The sequence below is a fragment of the Sphingobium sp. WR1 genome (assembly GCF_059693745.1).
Genome location: NZ_JCATID010000026.1, coordinates 18,318 through 37,605 on the forward strand (window position 1 = coordinate 18,318; position 19,288 = coordinate 37,605).

Genomic DNA, 19,288 nt, shown 5'->3' on the forward strand with positions numbered 1-19,288 from the left:
TCACTGGCTGGAGATCATGAGATCGAGGGCGTGTTCGAAGACATCGTCGGCCGCACCGTTGACGATGACGGCATCGGGATTGGTGGCGAGAACGGCGCGCGAAATGTTGGCGAGCGGACGCTTGCGCAGCGGATACTGGAAGATCTGGTTCTTCTCGATCGTGACGAGATTGGTGCGCAGCAGGCGTCTGAGCCGTCGCCCTTCGAGGGCATGGGTAAGCAGATCGCTGACTTCCCATTCGAGATCATGATCGATCGTGGTGTCGCCCAGCGCACGCGGCGGCCGATTAGCCTTGAGCCATGCCTGGACCTCGGACTCGTCCCAGCGACCGACCTTGTCGAAGAAGTCGGCGGAACCATGTCCCTGATTGTGGGCGTGGAAGGCCAGTTCGCCGTCAATCCAGATTTCCGCGCGATAGGCGGCGGTTTCCTGGGACAAGGCGGCGCTATGGGTGATGCGTCTGAGTTCGATTTTCATGGGGACTCCTGTGATGCTCCAATGGCAAGCTCCTGTTCCTCGCCCCCTCCCCTTACCTGTCAGCGCGGAGCTTGCTCCGCGTTGTCAGGGTGCAAGCTGGTGTGAATGGAGGAGGAGTTCCCGAATATGGGGTTGGCAGCGTCGCCCACCGGTTGGATCGGATGTCGTCGGCTCGGGGCGTCGCTAGATTGTCCGAACGCGCTGAAGCCGTTCGGCGATTTCGTTATCGCTCAGGTCGTTGAGGAGTTTGAGGACCGTCCCGCTTCCGGGCTCGTAGACCAATATGGTACGCTGGCCGCGTTGCTCGGCGGGCCAGGCTTCGGGATCGAACTGGCCTGCCAGCCCGCGGAAATCGGCATGGGTGCGCGACCAGATCAGTTCGAGCTTCTCGTCACGGGTCAGAGCCCGGAGGTTGGCTTGCTCATGGCCGATGATCGCCGCACGCATAGCATCGGGGCTCGCAGGGTCACCAAGGTTGCAATAGCCATGGAACCAGCGGTCGCGGTCATCGATCCTGATGTCGAAGAAGACCGAGCCGACGAAGCCGGCCTTGAGTTCGGACATGGCGAACATCCCGGCACGCATGAACAGAGGCGGCAGCACTTCGAGCATTATCTCGTAGGAACTGCGTTCTATCTCGAACCACTGGTTGACATAGGCGCGTCCCGATATCCGCTCCTCCGGATGGCAGTCGGGCATGCGATTGAACAATGCGAACATCTCTGCGTGCGTCGCGACGGCATCGAGGACTTTGGTGAACGGTGGGGTGGTGGCCATGTCGGTCTCCTGGGGATCGGCCAGCGCGGTGGCGGCCGGTAACAGGAGGATTGAGGCCGGAGAAGCTGGCTCGATACTCGGCCTCGCTCCATCACATCCCTCTGCCCTTTCCCGCGTGGGCGAAGCCTGTGGTTGGATTGATCGGGATCGCGCAACTTCCGTACGCGCTATGGATTTGCTTGCGTCACAAAGCGCGGGTGCCGTGAACGTCGCTTTGCCTGGTCAACCCAGCCGCAGGGCAGCGGCATATTGGCGCAACAACCCCGCCATTGCCGCTCGCAGGTGACTTTTGTTGCCGATCACCAGTTCGGGATGGAGTGCCCGGCCGTGGACTGTCCGATAGCCTGAAGCGGGCATGCCGTCGGCGTCCTCGACAATGATGCGGTGACCGCGTGGTCGCGCCGGCCCGGCGTAGCGGACGGTGAAATCGCCAAGGCGTCCTGACAGCCCAGCGGCCATCTTGCTCCAGCGAATATGGCCGGCCGCGAACTGCTCACCGGGAGAGCGGCCACGGGAAATCCAGAGACGAAACTGGGTCCGTTGCTGGAGCAAAGAGTTGCGCGTGCGCTCCATTGTCCGGGTAAGCGGGAGAACAGGCGCGGCGGAATCGAGCCGGGCGAATTCGGCTTCGCTGGCGATTGCGACGATGTCGGTATAGTCGCGCTGCCGCAGATATTCCCGCAAGGCGTCGTCGTCACCAGATGCTATGCTGTTTGCGTCGGAGAGGAGGTAAAGGCCTCTTTCTACGTCGATCAGGCAGATTGTGGTTTCCTCATGGCCTGACCGCTCATGGAGCATATTAAGGATGCCGATTGTACCGGCTCTATATTCGCTCGCGCCAAGGATGAGCAGGCGCCGATGCCAGGATGCGGGAGCGGGCAGATCGCCAGGGGACGGCCATTGGCTGGGAAGCGGACGTGAGGACGGCGGGCTGGCGACTTTGGCAGGTTCGGGGGTAACCGCGGTGAGGGACCGGCGGGCCGCGTCGAATATGTCATCGGGCCGCCCTCCCCCGTCGAGAAAGCCCTGATTGTAGGCGCCGCGTCGCAGGTCGGGTTCATCCAGGCGTGTGCGCGACGGTGGCCGTGCCTCCCAGCCTGCCCTTGCCGCATAATTGCCAGTGGCCCAGGCTACCGCCTCATCCCAGTCATAGCCGTGGACATCGCGGGCGCGGAGAATTCCGGCATCGCGGCTGTCGGTGCTGCCCTCGGCGACTTTACGCTCAACAAAGGCGAAATTTTTCGCCTGACGTTGCTGTTCGCCTTCCTGGGCTATCTGCTCATGGAGAGGCTTGAGCATTGCAGTGCGCTCGCGGGTGCGGGCCATGCGCACTTCGAGGGGAGTCCCGATCGGGAGGTCGGGAAAGGCGCGCCAGGCATCGGCTATGGCATGGGCGTGATGCGAAGGACGGCCACGCGCTATCCAGCAGGCCGGATTGGCGGGATCAAAGGTCTCGGTCATGTCGAATGGTCCTTGCGCGAGTGCTCACATAGCGTGCTGCAGCAGCGGCAATGCGGTCACATCGCCCTGCGTCGCGCTTCGATCGAGCACTGGGTAGGGCAGGTTTGGAACTTTGCGGGCCGCGATCCGGGCCGCCCTTGTGAGGGGAAAGAGATAGGTATGACATCCCGGATGACGCCGTCTGCGCAGGAAGCCGGTGCGCTCGAGATCGGCGAGCCAGTCCGCACGATCCTCGCCAAAATTGGGCGGGCGTGCGCCGGCAGTGAGGAGAGCCTCGATCGCATAGCGCTGTCCGCATTCTGCGTTGCGGATCTTGGACAGGGCGCGTGAGGAGATCGGCTGACCATCGGGTAGGATGAGGTCGGTGCGGGGGCTCGATCTGCCGGAATATTGGCTGTTTGCGGCGCGATAAATGAGGCCACAATGTCCAGGCAGTATTACCTGCCCATCGGGATCGACGCGCCGGACCGGATCGGCATAGGAGATCACGGAGAGGATTTCGGGCTTCTCGCGGCGCAGAAGCCGAAACGCGCGGGCGATCAGGAATGTCTCGGCATTTCCGCCCTGGGAATCGTCTATGACCAGGCGTCCCAGGTCGCATGCGGTGCGGGGATCGGTAAGACCGGCGCTCTTGGGAACGCTGGCGTTGTTGACCGGGTGCGAGAAGACGCAGACGCCGACCAGTGTCGCGCGGCCGCCTGCGCCATTAGCGAAAAGGCCGACCGATAGACGCGCGACCGGCATCGAGGCGGTGTAGTGATGCGCCCGCACGAACGGGGCCGCCTGATTCTTTGTGCTTATGATATCGACGGCGAGCTGCTTCGGATCAATTTCCGTCGCATCCGGTATCCAGTGGCAGCGCCGGTCGCGCCAACGCTGGCTGCGTGTGGTGAGCATGATGGTGATCTCCCTTGGATCACCATTGCCCCTCCCCCTACCCTCTCGCGGCCCGCTGGGCCTGAGGACGGTTCGAGTCGGCTGATGTGGATGTGTCGATCACCGCGGGTGCGGATGCCTACGCGTGAACACTGTAAGGATTCAGTCTCGGTCGATACCTGTCGCGTTGGCTTTGAGAGCAGAAATAACCGTATTGGTGAAGCCCGGAGGCATGCGACCGGCAATATAGGAAGGTTCCGGTGACACTGGCCGGATATCGAAGCCTATCCAGGTGAAGTGATTATACTGGTCGACGACGACTGATGTGCCGCGGGAGATCCCCGCAGCGTCCGCTACCTGATCGGGTATTGCCAGGGTTGAGGCTTGCCGGTCGGCCTTCGTGGTGATCGCGACTGTAAATACCCGTTGCCCCTGGGTAGCGATAACCATGACAGGGCGCGTTTTGACGCCTTCATCGCGACCAGCTTGCTGTTCGTGGGTGAAGAGGTAGACGTAGTGGAGTATGTCACCGACTTTAGGAAGCGGGGTCATCGTTCCAACGATCTACCGCGATTTCCTCACTCGTCGGACGGGCCGCTTCGAAGATGGCGCCGTGCTCACTGGTCATATCGGCGGCGTCGACGGCAACCAGATCCAGGACCGAGAGAATTTGACCTGCTGCAATTCGCTCTAGCCGCTCGAAGTAGGACGCTTCGGCCAAGGTGATGTCGGGCCTTCCATGCTTGGTGATGGTGACAGGTGTCCGGCGCCCGAGATCAAGATACTGTCCCGTGTGGTTGTGGAAGGTAGTCAGCGGAACCTTCTTTTTCGGCGGTGTGGCGATAACGGGATCGGCCATGGGACTCTCTTCAACCAGATGATGCCCCCAAAATAGCAAATATGGCAATTTTTACAAGTTTTGGCTGATGAGATTCGAACCGGCAGGTTGTGTCATCGCGGATCTGGTAATGGGATCTGTACGGACTGCCCGGTGCTGAGATTGATGAACCCGCCGGCGTGACCAATTGACCCGCGGCCGAGGAGGTCGAACAGAAGCGCGAGCGCGTGGCTTGCAACGACGCGGTTTACGAAAAGCGACTGCCGTTCGAGCGCTTCGGCGACCGAGCAGGACGGGGAATCGTCGTCGGGCAGGCTTTCGTCCCTGAGTTCCGGAAAAGCTTCGAGAACAGTCGGCAGGCGCGAGCCATCGTCGCCCCTCTCCGACGCTGGGCAGCCGATGATAAATTGCCCGTCATTCGCGCGGTTGCCGAGGTCCACCCAGTAGGTAGGTCTGTTGCGCTCATCCTCGATCGCGGCACCGATCGCGCGTCGAGCGGATGCTGTGTCGACACAGGTAATGAGCATCTCGGCGGCTTCCGGCCTGATGGCGCCAGGCGCGCGACCATGGACGGCCTTCCAGTCCAGCCCATGTGCCAGATTGATTCGCTCGGTAAGGGTGCGGGCCTTCGAATGCCCGATATCGCCGTGGTAGAAGGGCTGGCGGCCGAGATTGGCTTCGCTGACAATGTCATCGTCAACGGTCGTAACGTCGAGCGAGCGAGAGCTGATGGCGCGCAAGGCTATATCGAGGCCTGCCAGCCCCATGAGCATCTGCGAGCCTGACCCGCCGCAGCCGACAAGCAGGATCCTAATTGGTTGGTTGTTGAAGGCGGCGGGTATGTAGTGCCGACGCGGCAGGTCAGTTTGCATGGTGATCTCCTGTGAACGGACTGCGTGGCAGGGGGAGAAACATTCCGCCGGCGCACAGACGTGAGACCATTTCCGGTCCGGTCGGATCGTCGATCCTGCCAAAGACGAGCGCGAGCTTGGTTGCATCGGCGTCGTCGGCATCGTCGGTGGCGCTGAAGAACGCGCGCCCGCGCGCGTGGCTGTGTGCGTCGCAGATCATGTGGCAACCCGGCGGAAGAACCGGGGTGCGGTAGATGAGGCGCGAGGGCGTCGCTTCGTCGATTGTCGGAAAGATCAGTGAGAACTCCCGGGTTGCTTCATCCCAGACGATGAACGCAGCGGCCTCATTGGGTAAGGCGGCCCGGAAGTGATCGAGCATCGCCGCGCGATGCTCATGTGGGATGAGCCCGCAGAGCAGGTCGGCCCTCGGCGGTCCTGCAGCGCCATAGGGCAGATAGGCGGCGATCGACGCGGTGATCGGCACATCGAGCGCGAGCCAGGGGCGGCGCAGGATGAGCATGACATTGTCGCATCCGATGGCGATACCGTGACCGCCCCGCGCGGTGCGAAGGGCATCGATCGCGGGCGAGCGCCCGGACGGTGGAACCGGGTAGCAGGGCACGGCGGCGAGCACTGCCGCATCTGTCGGATCGTCGGTGAGCATATTCATCTCCGGGTGAGCGCGGCAATCAGCCGCCCGAGGGTCATTGCATCGCCAGCCGCCGGGCGCTGTTTCTGCGCAGCGGTCTTGCGGGCGCCTGCGATAAAAGGCTTGAGGCGGCTCACCGGGAACCGGCGTGCGCGCCGCGCCGCAAGGTCATCCCAGAGAGCGATCAGTCCGCCCTTCCCTTTTATCGTGAACTCCTGGCCGGGGTTAGGGTGCGTCGACCAGCTATCGAACACCGCGCTTTCGAATTGCGGGATGGAGGCAATGGTAAGCTCCTTGGGTCGTGCGATGCTGCCCCAGCAAAGATGCCCTTCGACAAAGACGTTGAGAATCGGGGAATGGAGCAGCCTGGTGTCCACGCCGGGTCGCTGATTTGCCGGAAGCGCGAAAATGCCGAGGCCGGAGCGGGTCGCGACGAACAGATGCGCCGGATAGGGGACGGGCACGATGATCCGCTCGCCGAGCAGGCGCAGGTCGTCCGGCGGGGATGACAAGGCGAAATAGGCGGGTCGCACCTGCTCGGGTATCCACCAGACGAGAAGATCGGGGTGTGCGACCAGCATGTTATCGGGCAGGAGCTGGGGGGTAGTCGTGCGGCCGAGCGCTTCGGACCACTGGCGCAGATGCGCGCGGGTCAGCGGCGTGCCTGCTTCGATGGTCGGGCGCTCCTCATCATCGAGCTTGACCGCGTGCATGCTGGCAAAGGCAAAGCTGTCATGGCCGGAGGAACGGGACATGCCGCGCGCATCGCTGCGATAGAGCAGGATCGCGTTCGCGAGGACGAGACTGCCGTCGACGGCTTCGAAATGGGTCGAATAATCGGGCATGACGGGCTCACTTTCTTGCCGGGTCGAACTGGAGCAGGGCCTGGGCGCAGGCGAGGAAGCGGGTGCCGGCGCGCAATGTGGCAAACCAGTCGTCGATGCGGTCGGCGTCGGGCAGCGGGCACAGGCCGCAAAAGTCCATGAAGCCCATTTCCATGCCGTGGCGGCCGACATCGTCGAGTTCACGCGCGAACTGGTCGAAGGGAACGAGGGTCAGCGGCGGCAGGGTCGCGCATTCCTCGATGCCGGGAACATATTCGAAGACCGTCTCGATATCGTAGTCCCAGGCATTCAATTCCCGCGGGCTCTGTGCGAGTGCGTCGTGGGCATCGTGCAGTTCGCTCAGCAGTTGGCGCAATCGGGCCGGGAGCCGCGAGGGACGCGCGGCATTGGCTGAGATCATCCATTCGGGACGCCGTGCGTTCATGGTCGACGGCAGGGTCATTTCGCTATTTTCGATCTCGTCCGGACCGTACATGTCGATCATGGACTGCCGGGCGGATTCGTCGTCGGTCTCGCCTTCCCAGTAGTACATCGACACTTCTTCGAAGAGGTCGTCGTATCCGAAGATCGGCAGGGCGCGGCGCAATGTCTCTCCCAGTGCCTTGTAGATCGCGGCGCGCCAGCGGATGGGTGCATCCCCGGTTTCGATCCAGCCAAGGTCGAGCTGGCCGAGACTATCGCAGATGATTGCGATTGCCGGCGGTCCGTGATCGTGCCCGTGGAGAACGACCGTGCGCAGGTCCACCATGTCGATTGCGCCGAGGACATCGTGAACCGCCTCGCTGAAGACCCGTTCGATATGGCGCCGCGCTTCTGGGCGGGTGAGGCTTTGTGAGCCCGGAGTGCGCGCCGCGACCCATTGACCGATCAGCTTGTGGTGGGGCGCCAGCGGACAATCGAACAGGACCGGAATGTCCCTCGAAACCGCGGGTGACCGCCCGGCAAGTTCAGCCGAGCGGCGGGAGTGCAAGGCCTCTCGGCGCGTGGATCGGTTCGGAGATACCAAGCCCCGCCAGGGTTGGATTTGTGCCGATCCGCGCGTGGAGCGCCTGGGCCTTGAGGCTGCAGGCGGGGAGCTGGGTTCCGGGAGTGTCGCCATCATCGCATTCGATCCATTCGAGCAGGGTTTTTCGGGGTGCGGGCGGTATGGGCGCGGACTTGCGGCGGCCCATGGTCAGCCCTTGGTGCCGACCGCGCGGCGATATTCGGTCACGTGCGCGCCGCCGATCACGCCGGCGTCGGCCATCTCGGCATTGAGGATCGCCGGGTAGAGGGTCGCATGGTAGGCGCGGAGCGCACGAGGATCGCCCGCGAGATGGGGCGGGACCGGCAAGTCGATGCCATCGTAGCGGTAGGTGCGTTCGAGCTGGTTGATCTGCATTGAAGGTCTCCTGTTGGCTGATCGTTGAGATGGGAGAATGACCGGGGTCAGAAGAGGCTGGCGGGCTCGTCCGCTTTGGCGTCCGCGGGGGGTGTGGCCGGAGCCGGGGTCTTTGCCGCGGTTGTCGATGCCGAGGGCCTGGGCGTTGAGGCCGACTTCGCTTTAGCGGCCTCGATCGCGGCCGTCCTGGCGGCTTCGGCGACCTCGCGCTGTCCGGCCAGTTGGTCGGCGAGCGTCTTGCGTGCGGCGATGAGTTGACCGAGCGCGCCTTCGGCTCCCCTGGCGAGTTCGGCATCGATCTCGGCGGCGCTTGCGGTGATGGCGATCGGGCGTGTCTCGCTTGTGTCGAGCGTAGCGGTAGCGCCCTCGGCTTTGCGCGGGATGATCGTCAGCGTGACCGTGTCGTCAGGTCCGGCGACAAGGTCGAAAGCAAGCGAATAGCGGGCGAGCAGCGGCAGCAGGCTTGTGACAAGCATGGTGTTCAGTCCTTTCGTGTGGGGAACGGGTGGGTAATCAGGCAACGAGTTCGGCGACGTTCGCGGGGGTTTCATCAGGAACTGGTGTCGGGTCCGGCGGCGGCTGGCCGTAGGTGCTGTCGAGGGTCATTGCGCCGGGCAGTCGTCCGGCCCAGTCGAACCCGATACGGTTGAGCATGCCGGTGATGAGTTCCGTCTTCTTGGAGGCGAGGAGGCGCGCGAAGGACTTGGCGCCGATATGGGCAACGAGGCCGCATTCCTGAGCGATGAAGCTGAGTTCGTCCTTGGTGTATCGCTCGAGAAACGCTTGATCGACCTGCCAGCTGTCGCGCAGATCGACCCCGAACACCCGCGCGAGATCCGCGACGTGGCTGAAGTTGAGGACGTCCTTGGCGTAAGCCGCGCCAATGACGGACAGGATGTTCGCCGAGCGCGCATCGGACAGCGCCTGGATTTGGACGATCCTGTTCGCATAATCGAGATCCCGGAAATTATCGCCGACAAGCAGACTGGCGCGCGACGTCAGCGTCTCGGCCTTGATCTGGGACAGCGAGCCGGACATCGCGGCAACCAGGATGGTCGTCCGGGCGTGATCTGCGTTGCCTGCGAGCGCACGGGCAAGCGCGGTCCGCCAGGTCGCTTCGCGAAGCTCCTTCGTGCGCGCGGCGAGCGACTTGGCCGTCACACCGGGTTTCGGGGCGCTTTGCGAGGCTTTTGCCGGGCTGACCGGAGCTGGCGCCGACGATGGATTTGCTTCGGATTGGATCGAAGGTGGCTCGCCCTCCCCTTCCCCATCCTGCGAGGCTGCGGGCGGCGCGGTATCAAGTTCGGTATCAGCGGTGTCTTCCCCCTCATCGTCTGCAGACGTCGCGAGAGCGGCTCTTGCCGCGGCTTCGGCCTGGGCCTCCTTTTCGAAACGGATGACCTCGGCAGCTTCGGTCTTGATCTGGAAGCATCCGGCGTTGGTGCAGTATCCGTCGTCGACATGGGTCTCAAAGAGCGCGCGCTGGGTGGCGGAATTATAGGGGCACTTGGTACATTCGCTCTTGTCGAAACAGGCAGACGCAAGGTCCTGTGTCACCCGCTTGAGAAGCTCCTGTGTCTTGGCGACGTCGAGCTGCGCGGTGAGAATGGTTTCGAGCGCCTTGTCCTGCTTGTCTTTCGGCACCGCGGCGAGCAGTTCGGCATGACCGACTTTGATACGGCGTTCGTCCAGGGCCGTTTTGACCGGTTCGGATAGTTCAGCGAGGGCGAGCCGGCGATCGAACATGGTGCGGGACCATCCGAGACGCTTTGCGGCTTCCGCGCGGTCACCCTGGCATGCCGCGAGCACCCGCACTGCTGCATCGGCCTGTTCGGTCTCCGATGCGTTGTCGCGATCGTGGTTCTCTGCGATTGCGGCTTCGAGGGCTTCCCGATCGGTCATCTCGCGAATGACGACCGGGATTTCGCCTTCCGGGCCATAGACCTCGAGCGAGGCGCGATAACGACGTTCGCCCGCGACGATTGCGAAGAATCCGTCCTTTGGTCTAAGCAGGATCGGTTGCAAGACGCCGCGCCGACGGATGGACGCTACGAGTTCTTCATGCTTCGCGCGGTCGAAATAGCGGCGCGGATTATCTCCTTTGATGATTTTGGAAAGCGGCAGAGTGATTTCGGGAACGGGTTCTGGTGCGTCCAAGGCACGTCTCCTTGCGGAATGTCGCGGACCCGTCCTTCGCGGCCGTGCAGCTTCAATCCGGCGAGTCCAATCCGCTCCCCTCCCCCTTGCCTCTCGTGGCCCATCGGGCCTCAGAGCGGGTTGGTCGATTTCCGGCGTTTGGCAAAAAGGGAGCCCGCATCCGCGGCTTCAGGCGCTGGTGATCAAGTCCAGCAGACGCGCTTGCAGTGCGCCGTCGCGTAGGTCGGTATCATTGATGTCGATGACCGGAGCGATCTTTTCCATGCGCGGATGGGTGATCGCCTTGGCGTCGTGATAGGCGTCCGTGTCGAAGCCCATCGCCTCGACTATGGCGATGCGGTTCTCGCCTGTTTCACGAGAATATGTTTCGATGATGAAGTCGGGCCGGCAGTTCCCGGCGGGCGTCTGGATGTCGAACAGGGGCTTAGTGATCGCGCTGTCGTAACGATGTTCGTCAAGCCGGTGTTGAATCCGCAACAGATCGCGCAGGACGGTGCGTTCGAAATCGGAATCGACGGGTATGAAGCGCTGTCCCGAATAGATGGGCTGAGCATAGGCCCGCAGCGGCGCATAGCCCTTCACTTGCGGCAGCTCGCCGATGACGATCAGCGCCAGATAGGGGCCGGCGACGGGCGTGCCATGAATCGATGGGTGCTGGATGCGGGTCGCGACTTCGATGGGATCGCAGCCGGCGGCATGGATAACATTGCCCTCAATGCCGTTGGCAAACAGCAGGAGAAATCCTTGCGGGGCGTGTCCGCGGGGCCAGCGGGAAGCAAGCGCGCGAATACCGGCATAGACGCGCCGATGCCGGAAGGCTGAACCGTGCGTCCATAACACTCTCGCCAACTCGACGCCGGGCGCAACTTCGATATGACCGGCGGCTTGCTGGATTGCTGCGAATTCGCTGGCGATGCCGCGTTCGCCACTGGGCGACAGCATGGCCTGGTTGCGACCGGCGAGATCGATCAGCCGCCACATCAATCGGGCAAGCCGCGGGATATGCGGTTGGCGCACACGACCGCCTGCGCTGTCTTCGGGCGCGCGGGCAAGGCGAACCGGAGCGCTCTTAAGTACCGAAAAATAGCCCTCGGGGCGGTCGACTGGTCGAACCGGATCGGCGGCCGCCATGTGTCCGGGCGCGGCCTGGGCATGGAAGAATGGACAATCGAGGCGATGCTCGGGTCGTCCCGGACCCGTCAGGCGTCTGAGGTAGAAGGTTTCCGCTTCGCTGAGATAGGCCGGCGTCATCAACGGCGGAGCGACTTGGGCGCCCAGGCAGTCACAAGCGATCCACATGTCGCCGAGCCTGGCCTGTTGCACCAAGACGACGCCCGCTTCCTCGTCGTGGTGGTTTCCCTTCCCGATGTACCATCGCACGAGCGCGTCGCGAACGAGCGGATCGATCGGGATTCGTTGGTGGCCCCTGCCCCCGCGATCAACCAGCCACACGGAACGATCCAGGGCGACATCGGGGGCATGCCGCTGATGCTCTCAGCATGCGCATTCTCCTGTCCACTGGCGTTCGGTGGGGAGCATAACACATGGTGTTTCGCTTGATAAACAGTCTGGAGGAAGTTGCTCTGGTCGATTGGCCTTGTTCGTGCTATGTTCCGATAATTGCTTGTCTAGGAGATGTCACATGAGCAGCCCGAAGAAACTGCCTGGCCGGATCGATATCGACATCACGCTTGTCGATGCGTCGCTGGATCATGTGCAGCGTCCGGAACGCCGGGCAATCGCGGCGCTGTCGATCGGTGTCGAAGCGAACGACGCTTATTATTCGGTGGTGGAGCTGCTCGAGGCTGTGCATCTTGTCGGCACCCGCCATCCAGACGGTCGGCGAAAGCTGGGCCGGATTCTGGGAGAGCGCGGCGATGATTATCAGCGCTCGATCTACTACGCGCTCGCGGGACGCGGTGCGTCTCATATGCTCGACGATCTCGAATGGCTTGCCGCGATCCTGAAGGCACGGGGCAGCGTAGCGCGCCACCATGCCGTGAACGATCCGATCTCGCCCTATATTTCGCCGGAACCGGACGGCCCGGTCGGCGCGTTCGCGCCGTCGTTTCCGCTTGGTCGGTCGTGGCGGACGTTCCGGGCTCCAGCCGGTTAAGAGAATGGCAGGTTGCCGGGTGGGGTATTCCGTCACGGCATAACCTGCGCAGCAATCTCAGCGTCGTCGTCTGGCGTTGTGGTGACCAGGAAGGGCTGTTCGACAAGCCCTGTTCGTACGATGGTCTGGGGATAGCCGGCCCGCTCGCTCCGACGGCAGGCATATTCCCAGGCCCGCTGGAAGCTGTTGAGTTTGCGCTCGGCGGTCGATCCCGCAGTAGTCGGCATAGCAGGGGCCTTTCATCAGAATAAGGGTGAGGGACAATTGCAAACCCTGCATTGGGCAGTGAGCCGCCCTCCCCCCTCCCCTTATTCGGACCTTGAAGTCGCTCGAAGCGCGTCATGGGAGGAATGTCGTGGCGGACAGCGCCAGTTGATAGCCCTGATAGCCGCGTTGCGTCGCAAACCGAGGTGGAGGCGATGTACGCTGCGATGGTCGACAGTTTGCTGCCTCTAGCGTAATCAGAGTGCTAGCGCCGTTGCTTGATGCGCTGTGGGTTACAGCGTTCGATTGGGCAGGCCGGTGGTTCGGGAGCCAACCTCGCGGTTGCATCTCCCTTAAAGAATCATCTTATAAAAACGCCCAAGCGGAGCGCGGGAGCTTCTATAGATTCATGATTCTAAGATTCAGGACCATTTAGTCGTTGAAACTCAATGCGTTGATATGCCTCTATATGAGCCGGTGGGGGCTTTAGCGTGAGCGCAAGGGGGCATTAATGCGAGCGCAAGGGGGCAACTGGATGAGCGCCCGGGGGTTTATGTGAGCGATTGGGGGTGGCCGGGATTCGATATGAAGTGGCCTCTGGAAGGGTTTGATTCAGCCCAATGAATCGTTTCGTTCGCCGACTGCGCTGGATTTGGGGTCGATTTTGAGGGCGATGGTGGCGGTCGGGATTGGCTGACGCCGGTCGTGCGGTTCTTTATATGAGCGATCGGGGGCGTCTGGGCTTGCAGTGGTAAGCGGTCAGTCCTTTCGATCGGCGTTTATATGAGTGGACGGGGGTGCCCCGAAAAACCGATTCGGATCAGCAGCTTGGCGCGGCGTTATTGTGAGTCGCTGGGGGGCGCACTGTCTCGTCTTGCGGCAACTGATCTGGGCCAATCGATCGTGTTTATGTGAGGAATCGGGGGCGCTCCTAAACCCGTGTATTTCTGCGGGTTTCGCGGCGCGTTTATGTGAGGACCAGGGGGCTGGCGACAGAGTGCCCTGCCCTCTTCTCATGAGTCGGCGGGGGTTTGTCTATGTGAGTAAATGGGGGTGGGTTCTCTTTATGACACGTTGATGGTATGCAACTCATATGAAGCTCGATTCGGACATATCGGAAATCGAGGTAACATCAGGGCTGGAGAGTCTGAGCCGGACGCTGCGCGTTGCGGATGTGATTCGCCGCCGTGATCTCGATTTTGTAAGCAAACCCGGCGAATTGGTCGAGTCTGAGTTCGAGACCGGCTCGCTTGGCGCTGCTGCGCGCAAAGCTTTCGCGTTGATGCTGCGCAAGGCTGGTCCGGAAGCCTATGAAGACAAGACGTTCGTTATTACGAAGAAGGAGCTTCGAGGCTCCCACAAGGGTAATGAGCGTATTCAGACCGTGATGGATGAATTGCTTCGGGTCATTGTTCGTATCCGAACGACGACGTCGAAGGGTAAACCTGCGGTGATGTCGCAGTCGTTGCTAGCGAGCTGTGTCGAGGAAATTTCCGAAGACGGGATGAGCGTCGTCGAATTTCAGTTCTCGGATAATTTCAAGCGCGTGTTGCAGCGCTCGGACTATTATGCGCGCGTGAATCTCGGTGTGATGCTTGCGCTGCAGTCTCGCTACGCTCTCTCCCTTTACGATCTGGGGTGTCTGATCATCAATCGGCAGAACCGGGTGTACAAAATGAAAGTCGATGAATTGCGGCGGAAGCTTGGAGTTCCTGACGGCAGCTTCAAGAACTTTGCCGAGTTCCGGCGCGATGTGCTGGCGAAGTCGAAGGCGGAGATCGATCAGCTGGCGGATTTTACGGTTGAATGGGAGGAAATCCGGGGATCGGGCCGCGGTCGGCCGGTCGAGGCCGTGAAACTGATGTTTCACCCCAAGGATCTTGAGGATCAGGAGGAAACCGCGCGCGAGTTGGATCGTCCCAGGGTTGGTCGGCGCGCGCGGCGTGAGGGCACGGTGGAGACGATGGCGATCGCGGATCGGCCGAAGATTATCGAGCGTAAGCCGTTTCCCCGCGATTCTCTGCACTTCTGCCCCGACACGCGTTTGTTGACGATCGTTGCGGATTATGGCGGCGGTTGGGACAAGGATCTCATTGCGAGCGGGTATCGCAAGACGATGGGTTCTCGACTGGATAACCTGGTTGGGGATGCACTTTACAAGTCGTGGGAGGGGTTTTGTAAATCCTTCGTGCAGCAACGTGGGCGTGCATAGGGGACCCCTGCCCCCGATCACTCATATAAACGGACCCCGAGCCTCAGACCGGCCCCGGTCCAGGAGCGCCCTCCCCTTCGGCGAGATCGAGCAAGGCGATGATCCCATCGGGGAGGCTGAGATTTCTGGCTTCGCACCAGATGACGAGCCTGTCCCGTTCAGGTTGCGAGAGACGCATGGTGATGTGCTTGGTCCGCGCCGGACCGCGCATTGGTTTGCGCTTGGGAATTGCGGCGGTGTCTGCCTGTACTTGCGGGAAGTAATTTGCGGGGGGAGTTGGTCGGACTGGTTCCCGGATCGGCGTTTGATCGACTGCTGCGCCCGCTGGCGGTGTGGACGCGATCAGGCTCTTCAGGCGTTCGGTTGGATCGTCGTGCGTTTCGAGCCGTTGCCGGGTTTTGCCGATGATGTCACCCATGGCCGGGGCTGCGGGTTTGGGTTCAGCCATTGGACGCCTCCTTGTTCTGAATTTCGCCGAGGACGTCGGCGAGGATGCTCTGGGCTATTCGCCGGGCTTTTTCGGTTTTGGCGAGACCGGCTTGCTCCACTTCCGCGAGGGTCATGCGGAAATTCGACATGGCGCGGAACGCATCGAGCGTGTGCATTTGTTCCTTGAATATCGGCAATGCACTGCCGATTTGGGCATCGATTTCCCACTCGGCGCGCGAGCGCGCGACCTGCCCGGTTTGGGTAATGAGCACTCGGTATGGCACTCCGCCACCCATCTTTTGCAGCATTTCGCTAGTTTCGACGGTCCTTTCTAGGTCGAGGCGCGAGGAGCGGGTCGGTATCACGACAAAGTCAGAGTCCATCGCGGCATATGCGGTCTTGAAGTTGGACGTGCCTTCAGAATCCACGATCACCAGTTGTGCGTTTTCCCTTGCTCTTTTGATTGCGGCGCCGATCTCGCCGTCACGGATCTGGGAGGCATCCTCGACGGTTATGAGGGAGTCCCCTCCCCTCCCCTCTTCGCGGCGATCGCGGTGCCAGTTTAACAGGCTATTCTGGCGGTCGGCATCGAGCATGAATACGGAGCCGCCAAGCGCCTCAAATTCGGATGCGAGCGCGAGCGCGAGCGTGGTTTTGCCCGCACCTCCTTTGCTCTGTGCGATGGTGATGACCGGCATTCGTTAAACTCCTCCAATACAAGGTCGCGCGTTCGCCCGCGCGGCAGTAGCCGACCGCGCATAAGGATGCGCGGCACCATCCGTATGCGACGGTGATAGCGCGTGTATGTGCGCGGTGCAAGCATGCCGCGCGCCCACATACGAGTGCGCCTGCTGCGGCGCGTGTACATATACATCACCGTCACATGGTAGCAGCGCAGGCGACAGCGCGGTGGGACGGGCAGACGCAAGCGCGGGCAAGGGCGCATACGCAGACACCGGCGCAGCACACAGCGCGTTACATCGTGCCCTACAAAACGCGGTGGTATATGCAGCACATGACGCGGCACAAACCTAAATAGTTGATAAACTGCCAGTTTCTCCGAATGCCGAAGTGCAGGGTGCCGCAAATTGGGCTAGCGCACACCGGTGAGGAGATTGTCTATTGCTGCCATTTCCCTGTCGAACGCATCGAAGACAGAAGCAAGATCGCGATCGAGGGGAAGGGGAGGGCGCTCTTTGGTAGGCCGCCCCCGCTTCGCCGGTAGATAGCCAAAATCCGCAGCGAGGTCGGGAGTCAGATATTGACGCCAGCTCCGCCGCTGGGTGATCTCTACGAGAAGGCCTGCCATAGAAGCGCGCTCGATCAGCTTGCTCGCTCCGGCGATGCTCATGGAGAGCAGCTCTGCAACTGATTGCGGGGAGATGAGCGGCCGATACTGGATAAGCGCCAGTAACGCAGGGAGTGCGCCAGGTCGATACTCGGCCGCAATCGCCCGCTGGGCATCGCGATAATGACGCTCAAGGCCGTGCAGCCTTTCAAGGCCGATCCGGGCCGCGCTTTCGAGCGCGCGCAGCACCGCCAACCAATCATCGGCATCCGGCCTCCGCTTCATCCGGAACGCCTTGGCGCCGCCCGCGAGGCAGGGCAGGGGGCTGGCGGCGAGGCCGTGGTCGCGCAGCGCGAATGCCAGGCCGAGCCAGGCCATGATGCTGTGGTCGATCCGTGCGAGCTGGCGCACGGTGTCGAGCGCGCGAACCAGGGGAGGGTGGTCCTTGGCCTCGCCCGGCTCGCCGATAGCGGTAGGGAGCGCGTCGCGCCAGGAGAGCGCATCTGCATCGAGAGACGCGCGCCATTCGGCGAAGCGGTCGAACAGGTCAAGGTGGCTGGGGAGAGGAGGGCGACCGGGGAGGGGGAGCCCACATCCCCACGAAAATACATCAATTTCCTCAATCTCGGCCGACTGTAGTTGCAGTGCCTTCGCGTAGCCGGTCCAGGCCGCCCGCATCGCCCACGGCTTTGCCACCGGACTGACGATAAACCGCGCATCGAGCCGACCGATCGCCAGCGAACACGATGCTATCGCCGCGACCATTTTCGGGGTATAGTCGGGGCCGTAGCGGGCCGGGGCAGGGCGCCTTTCCATAACCAATAGTGAACTGAAATGACCTTTGGGTAAAGTGTGCCCTGATACATAGTGTTGATAATGGATCGTTATCAACACTCTATACAATAAAATGTCGTCGCGCTAAGCCTCGGCACTGTCGGTTTCCCCATACGACCGGACTCTGGCTTACCGCGCGACGTAGCGCGCCAGATTGTCCCCAAACCGCCGGATTCTGGGTAGCAAACCCCCGGACTGGTGCGGCCTCTGCCGAGAAAACCCCGCAGACTGCCCGCATTTTCGAGCTCGCCAGGATGTGAAAGCCGACGCTGCCTGTCCGCGCGGGAGAGCCGGGCTGACAGCGGGTTCTGTGGCCGTCGAGATGGGCCGATCGAACTCGACCACCTCAATCAAAGCTGGCCATAAGGTCCTCGAATTCATATCATATGGGGGCAACCGGTCGTTTGACCCCGTTATATGGAATGTGACAAATGGCTTTGATCGGCTACGCGCGGGTCTCGACCGACGAGCAGGACACGGCCATCCAGCTCAGTGCGCTGCGCGCCGAAGGCTGCACGGTGATCCTCGAGGACAAGGCGAGCGGGGGCAGCCGCGATCGTCCGAACCTCGCGCGTGCGCTCGCACGCGTCGGGCATGGCGATACGTTGCTGGTGGTTCGGATCGACCGTTTGGCACGATCGCTTTCGCATCTGCTCGAGATCGTGGAGACCCTGAGGGGGAAGGGCGCCTATTTTCGCTCGATCAACGATCCGATCGATACATCGAGCGCGCAGGGCATGCTGATGACGCAAATGCTCGGCGCCTTCGCGGAGTTCGAGCGTGCGCTGATCCGCGAGCGGACCCGCGCCGGTCTTAAGGCGGCCGTTGCACGAGGAGCTAAACCTGGAAACCCGAAGATGCGCGCACGCGATCCGGCGGCGATCGCCGATATCCGCTACAGCCTCAAGGAACGCTATCTCAATGAGTTGATCGACGATCGGCACCGCTGGTTGCCGACGGTTGCCAGATTGCGGCCGCATCTGCCTTGGGCACTAGTCCTACGGCAAATCCGCGCCATCACGCCACCCGTGCGCTCGTTCAGCGAGCGAACTCTGGTGAAAGCGTGCCGAGCCCTGGTAAAGGCCGGCTATGCCGATGCAATCATCCTTGACCAGGCACCGCGCCTGCCGCCTGATACGCGGGTCGCGCGGCTTGTCGCCGATCGCCTGAAAACGCATCCGGATTCCTCGTTACGGGACATTGCGTCCTGGCTGACCCGAGATCTGCGTGAGCCAACGCCGCGCGGCGGATTGGCATGGTCGCCCGAGGGCGTGCGGCGGGTGATTGGGCAAGCGCAGAAGCTGCAATTGCTCCAGGATTGATCCAGAGCTTCCTTTTTGCGAATAATTCGCAGATAAGCGCGGTCAGGAATTGCGAAGTTCGCAGGATTCGGGCTTAAGAACACTTTGGAAGGAAAGGCCTCTCGACCTTGCTATGTTGATCGTCCGGCTACTTTCCTTGCTGTTCGTGCTGACGCTGGCTTTCTCCCACGGCGGTCCGATCGCGTCGATCAGCCACGATCACGCGCTCACGGCCGAACATCATCATGCCGGGCATGGCCATAGCCCTAGCGATGCGCCCGATACCGATCATGAATCGGATGGGACCAGCGCCCATGTTCATCTGCTCGTCGACCGGCTCGCGTATGCGGCGCCGGTCCCGGCGACGAGGCTTGACCGAGCGCCCCGACACTGGCCGCACAACCAACCGCAACTGCCATCGGCCGTTCTCGCGCCGCTGCTCGAGCCACCCGCCGCCTGAGCCTGATGCGGCAGCCGCCGCGTGAACGCGGTGCGGGTTTGTTTCGCGCCGTTTCTCCAGGCATGTGCCTGGCGGGCCGCTTGCCCGTCCGGCGCTCAGGAAAGTCATGTCATGAATTCCTTACGGGCCAGA

The 19,288-nt window shown here is 62.1% G+C and carries 23 protein-coding genes; 4 read left to right on the top strand and 19 right to left on the bottom strand.

Annotated features, from left to right (window positions below):
• The 15 genes from AC58EF_RS23120 to AC58EF_RS23190 all read right to left on the bottom strand — a co-directional run bounded on the left by AC58EF_RS23120 (position 1) and on the right by AC58EF_RS23190 (position 11,764).
• A complete protein-coding gene (locus AC58EF_RS23120; RefSeq protein ID WP_497278842.1) occupies positions 1-477 on the bottom strand; it encodes a hypothetical protein in 477 nt (158 codons plus the stop codon).
• Between the two features lie 183 nt (positions 478-660).
• A complete protein-coding gene (locus tag AC58EF_RS23125) occupies positions 661-1,254 on the bottom strand; it encodes a DUF1419 domain-containing protein (RefSeq protein WP_497278843.1) in 594 nt (197 codons plus the stop codon).
• A 222-nt stretch (positions 1,255-1,476) separates the two neighbouring features.
• On the bottom strand, positions 1,477-2,715 hold the full coding sequence (locus AC58EF_RS23130) for a hypothetical protein (RefSeq protein ID WP_497278844.1): 1,239 nt from the start codon (positions 2,713-2,715) through the stop codon (positions 1,477-1,479).
• Between the two features lie 24 nt (positions 2,716-2,739).
• On the bottom strand, positions 2,740-3,612 hold the full coding sequence (locus tag AC58EF_RS23135) for a Mom family adenine methylcarbamoylation protein (protein ID WP_497278845.1): 873 nt from the start codon (positions 3,610-3,612) through the stop codon (positions 2,740-2,742).
• A 141-nt stretch (positions 3,613-3,753) separates the two neighbouring features.
• Positions 3,754-4,143 (bottom strand): hypothetical protein, encoded by a 390-nt coding sequence (locus AC58EF_RS23140; RefSeq protein ID WP_497278846.1) that lies wholly within the window; start codon positions 4,141-4,143, stop codon positions 3,754-3,756.
• Positions 4,127-4,450: a type II toxin-antitoxin system prevent-host-death family antitoxin gene (locus AC58EF_RS23145; protein WP_497278847.1), complete on the bottom strand. Its 324-nt coding sequence runs from the start codon at positions 4,448-4,450 to the stop codon at positions 4,127-4,129. The genes AC58EF_RS23140 and AC58EF_RS23145 overlap by 17 nt, the downstream gene beginning before the upstream one ends.
• A 92-nt stretch (positions 4,451-4,542) precedes the next feature.
• Positions 4,543-5,301, bottom strand: a complete 759-nt coding sequence (locus tag AC58EF_RS23150; protein WP_497278848.1) for a PRTRC system ThiF family protein — start codon at positions 5,299-5,301, stop codon at positions 4,543-4,545.
• Positions 5,291-5,950, bottom strand: a complete 660-nt coding sequence (locus AC58EF_RS23155; protein ID WP_497278849.1) for a PRTRC system protein A — start codon at positions 5,948-5,950, stop codon at positions 5,291-5,293. The genes AC58EF_RS23150 and AC58EF_RS23155 overlap by 11 nt, the downstream gene beginning before the upstream one ends.
• The gene (locus AC58EF_RS23160; RefSeq protein ID WP_142639608.1) at positions 5,947-6,774 is read right to left on the bottom strand and encodes a PRTRC system protein B; all 828 of its coding nucleotides are present in this window, start codon (positions 6,772-6,774) and stop codon (positions 5,947-5,949) included. The genes AC58EF_RS23155 and AC58EF_RS23160 overlap by 4 nt, the downstream gene beginning before the upstream one ends.
• Positions 6,775-6,781: 7 nt before the next feature.
• Positions 6,782-7,744, bottom strand: a complete 963-nt coding sequence (locus AC58EF_RS23165; protein WP_497278851.1) for a hypothetical protein — start codon at positions 7,742-7,744, stop codon at positions 6,782-6,784.
• Entirely contained in the window at positions 7,722-7,946 is a 225-nt protein-coding gene (locus tag AC58EF_RS23170) for a hypothetical protein (RefSeq protein WP_497278852.1), read from the bottom strand. Before AC58EF_RS23170 ends, AC58EF_RS23165 begins: the two co-directional genes overlap by 23 nt.
• A gap of 2 nt (positions 7,947-7,948) precedes the next feature.
• A complete protein-coding gene (locus AC58EF_RS23175) occupies positions 7,949-8,155 on the bottom strand; it encodes a PRTRC system protein C (protein WP_006954024.1) in 207 nt (68 codons plus the stop codon).
• A gap of 47 nt (positions 8,156-8,202) precedes the next feature.
• Positions 8,203-8,631: a PRTRC system protein E gene (locus tag AC58EF_RS23180; RefSeq protein WP_497278853.1), complete on the bottom strand. Its 429-nt coding sequence runs from the start codon at positions 8,629-8,631 to the stop codon at positions 8,203-8,205.
• 37 nt (positions 8,632-8,668) lie between these two features.
• Positions 8,669-10,312, bottom strand: coding sequence for a PRTRC system ParB family protein (locus tag AC58EF_RS23185; RefSeq protein WP_497278854.1), 1,644 nt, complete (start codon positions 10,310-10,312; stop codon positions 8,669-8,671).
• Between the two features lie 168 nt (positions 10,313-10,480).
• Positions 10,481-11,764, bottom strand: a complete 1,284-nt coding sequence (locus AC58EF_RS23190; protein ID WP_497278855.1) for a DUF8535 domain-containing protein — start codon at positions 11,762-11,764, stop codon at positions 10,481-10,483.
• A 190-nt stretch (positions 11,765-11,954) separates the two neighbouring features.
• Here AC58EF_RS23190 and AC58EF_RS23195 point away from each other — a divergent pair, with 190 nt between their 5' ends.
• On the top strand, positions 11,955-12,428 hold the full coding sequence (locus AC58EF_RS23195) for a hypothetical protein (protein ID WP_208634583.1): 474 nt from the start codon (positions 11,955-11,957) through the stop codon (positions 12,426-12,428).
• 32 nt (positions 12,429-12,460) lie between these two features.
• On the opposite strand, the gene AC58EF_RS23200 is transcribed toward AC58EF_RS23195, so the two are convergent.
• Positions 12,461-12,655 (bottom strand): hypothetical protein, encoded by a 195-nt coding sequence (locus AC58EF_RS23200; RefSeq protein WP_212599167.1) that lies wholly within the window; start codon positions 12,653-12,655, stop codon positions 12,461-12,463.
• A gap of 1,070 nt (positions 12,656-13,725) precedes the next feature.
• On the opposite strand from AC58EF_RS23200, the gene AC58EF_RS23205 reads away from it, so the two are divergent.
• A complete protein-coding gene (locus tag AC58EF_RS23205; protein WP_497278856.1) occupies positions 13,726-14,844 on the top strand; it encodes a replication initiation protein in 1,119 nt (372 codons plus the stop codon).
• Positions 14,845-14,887: 43 nt separating this feature from the next.
• On the opposite strand, the gene AC58EF_RS23210 is transcribed toward AC58EF_RS23205, so the two are convergent.
• From AC58EF_RS23210 to AC58EF_RS23220, 3 genes are all read right to left on the bottom strand, one after another.
• Positions 14,888-15,292, bottom strand: coding sequence for a hypothetical protein (locus tag AC58EF_RS23210; protein ID WP_208634581.1), 405 nt, complete (start codon positions 15,290-15,292; stop codon positions 14,888-14,890).
• Positions 15,285-15,971 carry an AAA family ATPase gene (locus AC58EF_RS23215; protein ID WP_497278857.1) on the bottom strand — a complete coding sequence of 229 codons (687 nt, stop codon included), beginning with the start codon at positions 15,969-15,971 and terminating at the stop codon, positions 15,285-15,287. The genes AC58EF_RS23210 and AC58EF_RS23215 overlap by 8 nt, the downstream gene beginning before the upstream one ends.
• Positions 15,972-16,366: 395 nt before the next feature.
• Positions 16,367-17,326 carry a hypothetical protein gene (locus tag AC58EF_RS23220; RefSeq protein WP_497278858.1) on the bottom strand — a complete coding sequence of 320 codons (960 nt, stop codon included), beginning with the start codon at positions 17,324-17,326 and terminating at the stop codon, positions 16,367-16,369.
• 500 nt (positions 17,327-17,826) lie between these two features.
• On the opposite strand from AC58EF_RS23220, the gene AC58EF_RS23225 reads away from it, so the two are divergent.
• Positions 17,827-18,717 (top strand): recombinase family protein, encoded by an 891-nt coding sequence (locus AC58EF_RS23225; RefSeq protein WP_016744730.1) that lies wholly within the window; start codon positions 17,827-17,829, stop codon positions 18,715-18,717.
• 112 nt (positions 18,718-18,829) lie between these two features.
• Positions 18,830-19,156: a hypothetical protein gene (locus AC58EF_RS23230; protein WP_046765592.1), complete on the top strand. Its 327-nt coding sequence runs from the start codon at positions 18,830-18,832 to the stop codon at positions 19,154-19,156.
• Positions 19,157-19,288 lie beyond the last annotated feature (132 nt).